The organism is Thermogemmata fonticola (assembly GCF_013694095.1).
In the GTDB taxonomy this organism is placed as follows: domain Bacteria; phylum Planctomycetota; class Planctomycetia; order Gemmatales; family Gemmataceae; genus Thermogemmata; species Thermogemmata fonticola.
Window position 1 is genome coordinate 61,944 of record NZ_JACEFB010000011.1, and the last position, 13,023, is coordinate 74,966.

Consider the following 13,023-nt stretch of genomic DNA (forward strand, 5'->3'; position numbering starts at 1 on the left):
TTAGCGAGAAGGGGTGTCTGGAGATGGGTCGGGCCGCGGTGGGGATTCGAGGATGAAGGTGACCGGTCCGTCGTTGATGAGTTCCACCTGCATATCGGCGGCGAAGCGGCCCGTAGCGACCGGGACCCCCCAGGCTCGCAGGGCTTGGATAAAGGCTTCGTAAAGGGACTGGGCCGTCGCTGGCTCTGCCGCCTGGGTGAAACTTGGCCGGCGCCCTTTGCGGCAATCGCCGTAGAGGGTGAACTGGCTGACGACGAGCACAGCGCCCTGCACGTCCTGGACATCGCGGTTCATCTTGCCCTGAGCGTCGGGGAAGCCGCGGAGGTGGACGACTTTTTCCGCCAGCCATTCGGCGTCCGCCGTCGTGTCGCCCTGCCCCACACCCAAGAGGACTAGCCAGCCGCTGCCGATCTGACCGGTCACTTCCCCTCCGACAGTGACGCGCGCTTGCCGGACCCGCTGGAGCACCGCCCGCATCGCTTCCTCCGCTTCACCTTGGCCTTGTTTTCTTGGCTTCGGTCCGTTGTGTGTCGATTCGTTGTGTGTCCTCTGCCTCGGCTTCGCCTCGTCTTCTTCCGCCCCGCTTCAGTCTATCGAGACTCTCCGTCCCCCCACCGGCGGATACCGCGGGAACGAGGGCGGCTCCAGACGTTGCGTGGGGTTTGGGGTTGGCCCTCGCATGGGCATTCGGATCAGCTCTGGCTTGGTTTACTGGACAGGCCGGGCGTAGTCACCCCGCATGAAGCCGCTGTCGGCGGGGGGATCGTATCGGATGTCGCGCAGGTCCGGTGTTTCCAGGCGGGCGGAGCGGCGCACGCGGGATTCCAGGGCGTAGTCGAGGATGCCGCCGGTGAGGAGGGTGCGTTCCACGGGGTAGGGGGGCTGGCCGGTTTCCAGGAAGCGTTCGATGTGGCGGGTCAGGGCTTCCAGGAAGGCCGCGCCCGGCGGCGGCGGGAGATAGAACAGGCAGGAGGCGATTTGCGGCGGTTGAGCCAAGCGGGCGGCGAAGGTTTCATCCGCGACATGGCCGTCGAGTTGCAGCACGGCGGCCTGCAAGCCGTCGAGGTACTCGATGAGAAAGGCGATCGGGCCGGGAACAAAGTTGCCCCACGTCGTGGGCCGGGCGAAGCGGCGGCAGTTGGCCCGAACGTCGCCGGCGTTGCGGGACAGGCTCCGGCCCAAGGCGTGCTCCAGCAACTCCCAGGACCATCGCCCCTCCTCGGCGGCTTGCCAGACCGCGTCTCCTTGCAGGCAAGTCACGGCCCGGACGCCCTGCGCTGCTCCATCTTTCCCAACGGGGCGGAAGCGCCGCTCCACCATGCATTGCAGCGCTTCCAGGGCGTGAATGCCGTAAATTTCCAATTCCCCGCGCGAGGCCACGAGGGCTTCCTTCATCCCTGTACCCAGAGGCAATTCCAGTTCCGGCCGCCGCCAGGTCACCGGCAGACTGGACCCCGCCATCAGGGGGAAGCCCATTTGACGGGCCGTCATTACCATTTCCGCCGCCTGACGCCGGTCGTAACTCAGATGCTTGTCGCAAAACACCGGCACGCTCCGCCCGCTTTTCTCGAACACCGCCACGATCTGCCGGAAATAGTCGTAACGAGGATAGAGCTTCTGGCCTTTGGCGTTGTACGGGTAATCCCCATGCTCCGCGATGAGCAGCACCCCATCGACCGCCAGCTTGCCCGTACCCAAGGTCAGGGCATCCTCGATGGTCGGCGACAGGCGGAAGCCGTGTTCCTGGGCCAGCTCCCGGCTCAGATCATTCTTTCGCACCTGTTCCACATAGAGGCTGGCGACTCCGAAGGAGGGAAAGTGATAGCCGTCGTCACGCAGGTAGCCGTCCAGGAAGCGCCCGGCGATGTGATAAGCGTGGGAGAGGTAGTGATAGATAGTCGTGAGGACGGCCAGTTTCTTCTCGGCGGGGCGAGGCCGTTTGGGAGGCCGGCTGCGGGGGAACGATGACAGACTCGAAGCATCTCTGCCACTTGCCGGACCGCCACCCTCGCTTCCATTCTTCTCCGGACTCCAGGAGGCCGCGGCCCCGGCCAGGACCACGCCGCTGCTGAGCACAAACTGCCGCCGATCGGGAGAGTCGGAATCGGACCCCCGAACGGGTATCGGCTCGGCTTTCGCGTCGCTGCTGGATCGGACGGGAAACGGAACTTCAGGGGGCATGCCATCTTCCTCCTGGGTTATCGCCCTGGAATCCCACAGAGCAGGAACCAAGGCCGCTGAAGGATTGCTCAGAATGATGGCCGGCTAGCTCGGCACACCAGCCGGGCAACGCCTTAGCATACCTCATGGCGGGACAGCGATCTCGCACGCCAACCGCCGAGCGGTGAACCCGCGGTACTGCTCTGCTGGCCATTGTGGTCGAGTGCACCCGCGTTGGACAGCAAAAAATCGCCGCTTCGTGGCAAGTGGGCCTTGAATGAGGAGTCGGCCTCTGGTGAGTGAGGGGATCGGCTTTGTGTGGAAGACTTAGGAGGCAGTGGATCTGGTGGGCGGGGCAGAGTTTGGCTTAGCTTGGAAAGTACGAATAAAGAATGGCGACTTTTCTGCGAATAGTGAATTGATGCGGAAAGCGGAATGGAAAAGGTTTGCGGCGATCTGTTGGCAGGGCGAAGTGGGAGGGGGGCCGGCCAGGTCCTCAGGGCTTCCGACTCCCCTGGCGCAAGCGCCAGGGCTTGAACAATCGGTTCTTTCACAGCCAGATTGCCCGGATTCGCCAGAAGCGGAGCTTGTCAAAGTCTTAGGCATCGGTCACAATCGGATATAGCGGGACTGCGCCAACGGGGTGGTGAAAGGTCCGGTGTTTTCGGGTGTCCCCGCCGGGGGGAGTGCCACTCATGACGGTCTTCGGCAAGGTACTGTTGATTTTCAACCTGCTGCTGGCAATTGGCTTCGGCTATTTGGCCACCCAGGATTGGCAGCGCCGGCAGACAATCCAAGCTGCGGCCCTGCGTTATGACCTTCTGGTCCAGGGTTTGCCCTTGGGAGCTGAGCCGGACGCCCCCAAATCACTTCCCGCCGATCCCGATGATCCGGTACCGCTGCGTGTGCTCGGCGTGGGGAACATACCGGTCTTCAGTGTCAGCAAGAAGTATTTGGAGGCGTATTTCCAAGGGGCGCAAGGGGGCAGCGACCTGGGGGGTCCTGCGGTGCCGAATCAATTGGCTGAGGTGCAGCGTGTGCGCAGCCGCATCGAGCAGTTGCTCAGTGCTGCGGAAACCCCGCAGGCCAAACTCCAGCGCCTGCGGGGTTGGCTGCTATACCAGGCGGAAACCTTCGAGGAACATCAGGCCATCCTTGACCTCTTGCGGCAGGGGAACGTCGAGGAGTTGCAGAACCGGCTTTATGCCCGCTTCGATGCCGTGCTCAAACCCTCCCAGGCGGGTGCCATCCCCCCTCCCCTCACCGATGAAGAGTTGGCCGGTAAAACTCCTGAGGAACAAGCCGCCTTAGTCCAATCCCGCGCCAGCCAGCTTCAGCAGAGCTATGCTCAGTCTCTCGACGAAAGTGAGCGCCGCATGCGCCTCGCTCATCTGCTGATCCATTTGGACCCCAGTGCCGACTGGCAGAAGCGAGTCGCCGCCGTCGTAGGTTTGAGCCGCTATACCTCGGCCCTGGTGGCTCAGACCCGGCGCTTCGAGGAGATGTCCCGCCTGATGGAGCAGCTCCTGGTGGTGGACCAGCAGGCGTATCTGGAACGGTTACAGCCGCTCATGCGGGCTGCTCAGAACGCGACAGACGTGACCAATCGCCAGGCGGCCTTGCGAGCCAAGTGGGTCGAGCAGTTCCGGCGCGAATCGGATGCCGTCAACCAGCGGGAAACCCAACTGCGGGAACTGACTAATGCCCTGGCTCGCGTCAAGGCGGAAGTCGATGCCTTGCTGGTACGCCAGACGGGGATCGAAGACCAGATGCTGGCCATTCAGCGGGAAGTGGCCAATGCCCTGGAGGAAGTTTACCGGCTGGAAGCGGAACTGGTGGCGCGAGAGAAGCAGTTGCTCCAGCAAATGGGCCGCTCCTTCGGTCCTTGAAGTATCCCTTGGTCCTGGGACTGGGAGCTGGATCCAGGAGGGAGGCGGCGCGCAGAAGGCGGTCGTTCACGACGGGCCGAAATGGGGAGGCGCTCGCGGGCCGAAGGCAGAGTCGACGAGTCCTGGCGAGAGGAACAGGGACCCAAGCAACGCGCGGGAATCCAGGCCATGACAGCGATTGGTAAGTTTCTGGCGGTGCTGAATCTGTTTGTGGGGATCGGCTTGGCGACCTGGTCAGTCAGTGTCTTTGCCAACCGGTTGCCGTGGTACGATCCCTTGCCCCCTGCGGAGACGATCCATCCCGGCCACAAACCGGCCAACTTCGCCTACCTGCGGGAAGAGCTGGACAAGCACGTGCGTGCCGCCCAAGCAGCCAGCCTGCTCTGGACCCAACAACGGCAGCGCTTCGAGCAATTGGAACAGTTCCGCAACAGCCGCCTGCGAGGGTACGAAGAATGGATCGGCTTCGCCAAAAACGGCAACCCGCGGGACAATGGCATCGGCTTCTACGAGCCGGTGTACGATCCCGCAACGGGCTTGCTGGACCTGACCCCTCCCAGCCCCACCGTCCGCCGCACTCCGATCCTGGGAGTGGACAATCGCCCCCTGCGCGGCGCCGACACCCTTCAGGATCAGTACATCCGTGATGCCAATGAATTGATCAAACTGGCGCGCCAAATCGACGAGCTGCGCAATCGCTTCCGCGATCTGAGCACGGAAATCCTGCAAACCGAGGATCGCTTGCGCCGGATGGTGGAAATCCGCGATTCCGTTCAGGCGGAGCTGTTCTACCTGATGGATGCCCAATGGGACGTTTACGAACTGCGGGAGACGGCCCTGCGGCGCCAACGGCAGTTGTCCCAGCGTCTGGCGGAATTACGCCCGAACCCCTGAGAGCCACGGGGCCTACTACTTGAGCCAAATGACTTGAAATGACTTGAGAGGGAAAAAAACATCCTGTAACCTGGAAAAGACGTGGGGAGCTGGGGAACAGCTCATATGCCTTGAACTTGTGAAGCTGTCGGAGAGTCCGCTGGGCAAGCCAGTGAGGAGATAACAAGCGAATCCGAGATTGTTGGATCCAAATGCTTCGAGGAGATCACGCCGTCTCAGTTGTGCCGAGGAGAGACCCCCATGACCTGGCTTGGGAAAATACTCGCCTTCTTCGTTTTGATCGGTGCTGTGGTGTGGATGTACCTGTCGGTCCAGGCATTCGTGCTGCGGACGAATTGGAAGGTGGAAGCCGATCGGTGGCGGCAGGCCTACGAGCAGATCCGCTCAGCACGGGAAGCTGAGTATCAGCGCTTCCGGTCGACCGAGGAAGCCTTGCGGCGGCAATTGCTGGCCGAACAGCGCCGCACCAGCGAGTTGCAAAAGTCTGTCGCCGAGTTGACCAATCGCGGAGCGCGGGATGCGGATGCGACCAAGAGCTTGCAAAAGCTCTACGAGGAGGCGGATGTCAAGGCGGTGCAACTGCAAGCGAGCCGCGATGCTTTGATCAAGGAAGTCAGCTCGGTTCGGGTGCGCAACGAGCAGTTGGAAAGTGAGCGGCAGCGTTTGATCGTCGCTGCCGAGGAAGCCCGGCGTGAGGCAGTGCGGGCCAGAATCGCCGAGCGGGCTGCCCAATTCGTCGCCGAGCAGAACGCCGCTCTGGTCGAAGAACTGCGGGAAAAAATCCGGCAGCTTAGCCGTTCTCTCCTGGCCGGTGGCTCTACTCAACCTCCGGCATTGCGAGAAATCGATAAGCCGCCGCCTCCGCCATTGCCCAATCTCCGCGGGGAAGTCACTGCTGTGTCAGGGGATCTGGTCGTCCTGAGTATCGGCTACGAAGCGGGGCTGAACGTCGGCACGGAGCTGGAAATCTATCGCCTTGAGGGAGAAAGCCGCTATCTGGGGACTGTCAAAATTACCAGCTTGGCCAATCTTTATCCCAAGCAAGCCGTGGCCACCTTCATCCCGGCCCGCAATGTGCCCTTTGCCCGCTTGACCCCGGCGGAGAAACCCCGCCCCGGCGACCTGGTCCGGCCGATCGAAAGCCGCTGAGCTTCCCTGGTCCCAACGGTTCCCTCTGCCGAAAGAGAATGGTCGGGGGTTTCTCGTACCTGCGGATTTTCGCCCTGAATATCGACTCCCGAATAACCTATAACCTGCAAACCGTTGCTTCGAAACAACCAGCAGCGCTCCAGGAGCAAGACACATGGCCAAGAAAAAGAAGAAGAAAAAAGAAGAGCTGGATGAGGATTATGAAGTCGCCCCCGCTGCCGAGGTGGAGGATGGAGCCGAAGAAGCGGCGCCCTCTCTTCGCCGGCCCCAACAAGCCAAGCCGCGCAACGATGCCTACGTCATGATGCTGGCCATCACCTTTTTGGCCCTAGTGACGGGTTGCGTGCTGATGTACCTCGACGCTGCCCAGTATGAAGGAAAAAATCCGCCCCAGGCGGCAATCCCTGCCGTGCCGGAGTTGGGGAAAGCGGCGGCACCCGCAGGACCCGCTACGAAATAGCTCCTTCGGACCAGGGAGTTTTTTCCGGGTTATTGCTGGCGATTCCCGCTGCTCTTTGACGCCGAGCGTTCCGCTGCCCAGGGGTGGGCCGGACGCTCCGCAATGTTCTCCCCGGACCGCTTCCCCTTCACCTGCGGACGGTCGGCGTGACTTGGATCACTTCGGCACCATTAGCGTAAACGGCCAGAGGAAAGCTTGGACAGCCGTCATCAACCCGACGACGCAAGCGAGCAGGACGCTATGCCAGATGACGGCTTTGAAGATGTCCGCTTCCCGGCCGACCTGATTGGTGCCCGCTGTGGCGACACAGATGCTCTGCGCGTCGATCATTTTGCCCATCACGCCGCCGGTACTGTTGGCCGTGCAGATGAGGGTTTGCGCTTGTTCCAAGCTCAGGTGACGCAGCGCGGTGCTGCCGTGAGTATTCCACACCTCTGTGGCGGTGATCTTCTGCAAACTGCCGAAGAGGGCATTGCTGCCGGCGTCCGTGCCGGTGAGGAAGACCCCTAGCCAGCCGAGCATGGCGGCGAAAAAGGGATACAGCACCCCCGTTTCCGCAAAAGCTACCCCCAAGGTGGCATCCATGCCGGCGTACTTCGTGACATAGCTCAGTCCCAGCATGCAGGCGATCGTGGGGATGGGAATGCGCATCTGATAGATCGTCTTGCGGAAGACGGCGAGCACCTGAGCCGGGGAGAGTCGCAGCAGCACCATCGACAAAAGGGCGGCGCAAAAGACCGGCGTTCCCGGCGCAGTCAGCCAGGTGATCTTGAAGAGGGCGGCTTCCTTCCTCTCGTCGCCAACGGCATCCGGGGGGACCAGCCGCTCGGCCCGTTCCACCCTTTTGTGCAGCGTCGGCACCGGCACTTCCCAGTAGGAAGGGACCACGCCGAGGTCCAACGGCCCCTGCTTTTCCATCTGCCGGGCGATGCCGGAGAGGATAAGAAACAGGGCCATCAAGCCCCAGGGCATCCAGGCGCGGAGGACTTGGCGCGTTTGCAAGGGTTCGAAGCGCTGGGCCAGTCCCTGGCCATTGGCGAGCCACTCGCTGACCTGTTCTTCCGCCTGGACGACGTTTGGGTCCGCCGGAGAGACCGGTTCAGCCGTCTGGCCAGCGCCCACCTGTTCCTGGGGGAAGCGCCACTCCTGCCGAGGCTTCCAGACGAATTTGAGGAAAGCCGCCAGGCAGGCCATGGACAGGATCGCCCCGCAGATGTCGGTCAGGGGCCAGATTGGCGGCAGGCCGTAAGCATGGGCTGTAGCAAAGAAAAACTGGGCCAGGGCAAAGGAACCGCCCCCCACCGCCAGCGCGGGCCAGATCGCCAGGGTTTCCCGCCAGGTGCACATCGTCTTGACCATGTACAGCGGAATCAGGCACGACAGGATCGGTAACTGATGCCCGCACATAATGCTGATGGTGTCTCCCGACAGTCCGGTGACACTGGAAAGCGTCAGGATCGGAACGCCCAGGCCGCCGAAACAGACCGGCGAGGTGTTGGCAATCAGGCAGATAACCGCCGCTTGGAACGGAGGCACTCCCAGGCCGACGAGCATGGCGCCGCAGATGGCCACCGGCGAACCTGCCCCTGCCGCACCCTCCATGAACGCCCCGAAGCAGAAACCGATCAGCACCGCCTGCACCCGCGCATCGCCGCTCAGGCCCCCAATGGAACGCCGGATGATGCTGAACTGCCCGCTGATCAACGTTGTGTTGTACAGCAGCATGGCAGCAAAGACGGTCCAGCCGATCGGCAGCAAGCCAAAGGTCATACCATGGACGAAGGCCCAACTGGCCATCGCCAACGGCATGTCATAGGCCAGCCAGGCCAGCAGCACCGCGGTGATCGCTCCCGCCGCTCCGGCCCACGGCGCCAGCCATCGCCGCCCCACCAGCAAGTAAAACAACACCAGCACCGGCAGGCCAGCGACCACCGTGGACAACAGCCGGTTCCCTAACGGGTCCAGATTCTGCACATACACGGCCCAGAGCATGGAGAGAGACCTTTCTTCTGTGCCGAGGATTCCCAGGTCAAGACGAATATCTTCCTCCACCTTGTCCGTGATAGGGCCAGGTGCTCTTCGATGCTAGCCTTTTCGATCTTTTCCGGCCAGCCGGCTGTTTTTGACTCCAACTCGCCGGCTGTTCACGCAGGTTGACCCAAACGTTCCCACCGTACCTATCGGGCTGTGTCCTGGACTGGCCCGGCCTGCGCCAGCAATCTCCTAGATATTTTGTGTGGATTTCCCGGACTGTCCCGATAACGGATTTTGTCCATTTCATCCATCTTCCATCAAGTTCTCCGCGATCACCTGCCGAAAATCGATGTCGAAGCTCCGGAAAGCGGGGTACACCGGCGAGGCAGTGGCGCTTCAGCCGGAGCCTGCCTTCCCCGTCGATCCCAACCTTGGAGATGACCTCATGAGTCGTGCCCGTCAGGTTCTTGGCTTGTTTCTGGTAACACTGTTCGGAGTTTATGGCTGCACGCAAGGGCAGATCGGGGGCCGCGAGAAAAGCGCACTGGAAGCGAAAATCCAGCGGCTGGAAGAGGAGGTGCGCAGCGCGCATACGGCCCAGCAGCAATTGCGGCAGAAATTGCTCGCCGCCGAAGAACGGCAAGTGCAGTTGCAGAAACAGTTGGAACAGTGGCAGGCCCAAGCGGCTGCGGAACGGGAAGCCCTGCGTGCGGAGCTGAAAGTCCGCACGGCCGAACGCGATGCCCTGGCCGCTCACTATGACAAGTTCCGCAAGGACCTGCGCGATCTATTGCAGCAGGCGGAAGCAACTCTGCCGGGGATCAGTCCTGCGGTGGCGCCGCCGCCGAGTGCTGTCAGTGCCCGCTCGGCAACTGAGCCGCTCCCCTAAGCCTTCCTCCCGCCTGGCTCCTTGTCCTTGGCTCCCACCGGCCCCGTCAGCTTGCCACGCTGAACAGGCAGCCAGCCTTCACCACCTTGTTATAAGGACCCGGCAGGGCTAGGCTGGAGCAAGGGCCTAGATGGGCCAAATCTGCACCGCAGGGTACCGGTGAGCGGTACTCTGTGGCTTTTTTTCTGCGAGGGGATTATACTACGTCCCGTTACTGAAGTCCTGCCTCGATGCCGCCTTCCCCGATCATTCCCTTGGAATTTCCCCGGAGAGCGAGCTATGCGTTCGGCTGCTTGGACGATTCCTGTTGCTGGAGCGGTGCTGCTGCTTGGGCCTGCGAGCGCGCTGGTTTCCCAATCTCGAAGCGTTTCGCCTCCTGGAGCCAAAACCGTCAGTAAGCCATTGCAGCTTTCCTGGCAGAAAAACATTCTGACGATCCGCGGCCCTCACGTACCGGGGGAAACTGTGGAGGTGCTCTACCTGGAAGCCTACTGCCGGCCGGGGTCCACGGATCGGGATTGGAAGGAGACGGTCATCGGCCACACCACCGAGCTGGTGGAAGCGGCGGCGGACGGTTCCCGCTTGCACCTGCGGTGCACCTTGCGCGACGGCGTGCGGGTGGAGCATGACATCACCGCCGGGGTGGATGAAGTCACCTTCCGCCTCCAGGCTCACAATCCCACCGACCGGCCATCGCAGGCCCATTGGGCACAGCCCTGCATCCGCGTCGATCGCTTCACCGGCGAAAAACAACACACCTATCTGAACAAGTGCTTCATCTTCCTCGAGGGTAAGCTCACCCGCATGCCCACCCCGCAATGGGCGACCAAAGCCCGTTATGTCCCCGGTCAGGTGTGGCGACCCCGCCATGTTCCCATCACTGACGTCAACCCACGCCCCCTCAACCCTCTTACCCCTAGCCACGGTCTGATCGGCTGCTTTTCCGCGGACGAAAAAATGCTCCTCGCTACGGCTTGGGAACCGTATCAGGAACTATTCCAGGGTGTCATCGTTTGCATCCATGCCGACTTCCGCATCGGCGGGCTAGCCCCTCACGAGAGCAAGACCATCCGTGGCAAAATCTACATCCTCCCCAACGACATTCCCGCTCTGCTCCGCCGCTACCAACAGGATTTCCCGGAACATGCTGACAAAAAGCCCCCAGCTCCGTAAGAACCTCCCCCACCCCAAACTTTTCGAGAACCGCCCCCAGCCCAGAACCTCTGGCGAAAGGATAGACCATACCAACGACTTGTCCACCGAGATAGCCTGTGACGTTCCCGATCAACTGTGTCATCGGAGTCCACCAATCGGCCAGGCCAACCCAGATGCCGAAGGTCAGGGTGTCGGCCATGCCGGCCGCTGCGTTGCTCAGGTCCTGGAAGCTAGGTAAGTAACTCCCCAGGCTGTTCGAGGATGAACCCAATGAAGCTATTAGGTGAGCGGCGTAGAAGGCGCGTTTTTGGGCCAGTTGCAGCACGGTCGGCCCTGAGGAGGGAACGGTGGGCAGATTTCCGGCGGTATCGGGACGGAGCCACAGGGAGGCCGCCACAATAGACTGGGGTGGCCGAAGGGCGGCCGCCTCGGCGTGAGGGTTATCGGCAGAGCCAGAGCGGCCTTGATAGCTCGGAGCTAAGTGAGCTGATCATGCAGAATCTGAGCAAAATTTATAAAATATGTACTTGAATTTATTCGATTAGAACTATGGTCTTCATGACTTACACTACTTGAGGCCATCCAACCTGGATTTCAACTGATCACATAAACTGAATAGCTCCTGCCATGCTATGTCCGTTTTTATCTGTTCGGCCGTTATCGTCTTGTCACATATACTCCCAGAAAGGGAAAGCCATTTTTCACGGATCTTCTTACTCAGGTTCAACGCGACATCATCAATCAGGCTACTCTTACTAAGTCGAGCTAGACTCATATCATGAAAGAAGGAATGAACTCCGATATCGAATTCTTCAAATAAGTTATAAAATAATTCATCATCTGAATAACTATTCAGATTGAATGTGCAGCATTTAGCTATTGTATCATAATAAAGTTTATATAATTCTTTTGCCGATATCTCATTCATGTAAATTATTCCTCTATTCGAATAATTCGGGCCTTGTCACCTGGCAGAGGTTTGTAGTCCTTGCCAACAACCTTTACCTTTCCTGTGGTGCCGCTGGAAAAACCCCAATATCGTCCCACATGCCTCCCTCCTTCATGATAAAAAACTACTTTGTCATCCTTGGTAAACTTCCAACCTGTACCTGTGACCCCATATTTTCCTTTTGTCCACCCATCACCAAGAATAGCAGCAATCTCGTCAGCAGACTTACCGAACAAAACAGCAGGATTGTTTACTATATCATCGAACGAACTAGCCACGGCTCTTACCGTGGCTGCGGTAGCGGTCAACGGTGCGTGCGGCGCGGCCGTTGAGGATGGGTGGGTCGGTGACTTGGACCACACTCTCATCCACCAACCCTTCACCGTCGTCACAATCATCTGACGATACTTGATGATCGTGTAAACGCCATAGCTACCCCCTATAAGTCCCACACTCAACTCATAGTATTGTCCTGTTCCTTCTCCTGCGACCGCCTCCACGCCCTGAGCGATCAGGCTGGCATGCTCCTCACCATCCCAGACCTTCCACAGACCGGTGATCACCTGATCTGCACCCGCCACCAACACTCCCAGCCCCACCGGAATGGTCACCACACCCCCCACTCCCACCCCAAAAATCGTCCCGCCACCGGCTACTGCCACTCCACTGACACAGGTGCCTACTCCTCCCACAGTCTGCAACACCCCTTCGAGACGCGTGCCGAGGTGGTTGCGGAACCAGAAGTCCCGTACTCCTTCCCACTGACGGGACCACCACCCAGGTTCGGATAGTGGGGGCGGCGAGAAGGTGAGCTGCGGGTAGGTCTCGTAGAAGGCGCGTTTTTGGGCCAGTTGCAGCACGGTCTGCCACCCCTCTGGAACGGTGGGCAGATTTCCGTCGGCATCGGGACGGAGCCACAGGGAGGCCGCCACAATAGACTGGGGTGGCCGGAGCAGCGAAAAATGTTACCAGGAATGCAACCTGCTACCGCGCAACTGTCATGTGGAGTGCTCTGGATTCCTCATTGAGTAGCACAATTCCGGATACTATTAGAATTTTGCTTCTAAATTATACCCTTACCAACATTACGCCAATTAGGAGAAGGCCAGAATACTCGCCATGCCATATCCATATCAGGTTCTTCTTCATATTCCTCCAAATTGACATGATCAAGATAGTTATCTCCGTATAGACACATCCCTAACAGTCTGAGAAACTCCTGAGCTTGGTCGCAATGAATAAAATCCAGGTCTTGAGCCTCGGCACGGAGGTCTTCGAACGGGGCATTTTTGGTGATCATATAATATTCAAATGCCCAGCGGATGTAGTCCTGTTGCTCTTGGGTTAGCAACCGAAGATACGGCTCAATGAAGAAAACCGCAATCCTATTCACATCTATGATGTTGCAGCAATCATAGTCTGTGAAAGAAACATTGTCCCCGAGATGGATACCTTCCAATATATGAAAAATATCAGCAAAAACGTAATAATTTGCCTTTTTCAT

12 protein-coding genes are annotated in these 13,023 nt (G+C 59.8%); 6 read left to right on the forward strand and 6 right to left on the reverse strand.

The genetic code is table 11. From position 1 onward, the window contains the following. Together dtd and H0921_RS13500 are read right to left on the reverse strand one after the other, a co-directional pair. Positions 1-477, reverse strand: a complete 477-nt coding sequence (gene dtd / locus H0921_RS13495) for a D-aminoacyl-tRNA deacylase (RefSeq protein WP_194539011.1) — start codon at positions 475-477, stop codon at positions 1-3. Between the two features lie 231 nt (positions 478-708). After that, positions 709-2,181 carry a hypothetical protein gene (locus H0921_RS13500; RefSeq protein ID WP_228499689.1) on the reverse strand — a complete coding sequence of 491 codons (1,473 nt, stop codon included), beginning with the start codon at positions 2,179-2,181 and terminating at the stop codon, positions 709-711. Positions 2,182-2,855: 674 nt separating this feature from the next. Here H0921_RS13500 and H0921_RS13505 point away from each other — a divergent pair. The 4 genes from H0921_RS13505 (at position 2,856) to H0921_RS13520 (ending at position 6,552) form a co-directional block, all read left to right on the forward strand. Continuing rightward, positions 2,856-4,049, forward strand: coding sequence for a hypothetical protein (locus tag H0921_RS13505; protein WP_194539012.1), 1,194 nt, complete (start codon positions 2,856-2,858; stop codon positions 4,047-4,049). 168 nt (positions 4,050-4,217) lie between these two features. Next, positions 4,218-4,943, forward strand: a complete 726-nt coding sequence (locus H0921_RS13510; protein WP_194539013.1) for a hypothetical protein — start codon at positions 4,218-4,220, stop codon at positions 4,941-4,943. A 240-nt stretch (positions 4,944-5,183) separates the two neighbouring features. Then, the gene (locus H0921_RS13515) at positions 5,184-6,092 is read left to right on the forward strand and encodes a hypothetical protein (protein WP_194539015.1); all 909 of its coding nucleotides are present in this window, start codon (positions 5,184-5,186) and stop codon (positions 6,090-6,092) included. Positions 6,093-6,246: 154 nt separating this feature from the next. Then, entirely contained in the window at positions 6,247-6,552 is a 306-nt protein-coding gene (locus H0921_RS13520; RefSeq protein WP_194539016.1) for a hypothetical protein, read from the forward strand. Between the two features lie 156 nt (positions 6,553-6,708). Here H0921_RS13520 and H0921_RS13525 read toward each other — a convergent pair whose 3' ends face one another. Beyond that, the gene (locus tag H0921_RS13525) at positions 6,709-8,544 is read right to left on the reverse strand and encodes an L-lactate permease (protein WP_194539017.1); all 1,836 of its coding nucleotides are present in this window, start codon (positions 8,542-8,544) and stop codon (positions 6,709-6,711) included. A 427-nt stretch (positions 8,545-8,971) separates the two neighbouring features. Between H0921_RS13525 and H0921_RS13530 the strand changes: the two genes are divergently transcribed. Both H0921_RS13530 and H0921_RS13535 read left to right on the forward strand, forming a co-directional pair. Next, on the forward strand, positions 8,972-9,415 hold the full coding sequence (locus tag H0921_RS13530) for a hypothetical protein (RefSeq protein ID WP_194539018.1): 444 nt from the start codon (positions 8,972-8,974) through the stop codon (positions 9,413-9,415). Between the two features lie 279 nt (positions 9,416-9,694). Further along, a complete protein-coding gene (locus tag H0921_RS13535) occupies positions 9,695-10,588 on the forward strand; it encodes a hypothetical protein (RefSeq protein WP_228499692.1) in 894 nt (297 codons plus the stop codon). A 550-nt stretch (positions 10,589-11,138) separates the two neighbouring features. Here the strand turns inward: H0921_RS13535 and H0921_RS13540 are convergent. From H0921_RS13540 to H0921_RS13550, 3 genes are all read right to left on the reverse strand, one after another. Continuing rightward, positions 11,139-11,498, reverse strand: coding sequence for a hypothetical protein (locus H0921_RS13540; RefSeq protein WP_194539019.1), 360 nt, complete (start codon positions 11,496-11,498; stop codon positions 11,139-11,141). Positions 11,499-11,503: 5 nt separating this feature from the next. Beyond that, a complete protein-coding gene (locus tag H0921_RS17990; protein ID WP_228499695.1) occupies positions 11,504-12,133 on the reverse strand; it encodes a hypothetical protein in 630 nt (209 codons plus the stop codon). Between the two features lie 449 nt (positions 12,134-12,582). Further along, on the reverse strand, positions 12,583-13,023 hold the full coding sequence (locus H0921_RS13550) for a hypothetical protein (protein ID WP_194539020.1): 441 nt from the start codon (positions 13,021-13,023) through the stop codon (positions 12,583-12,585).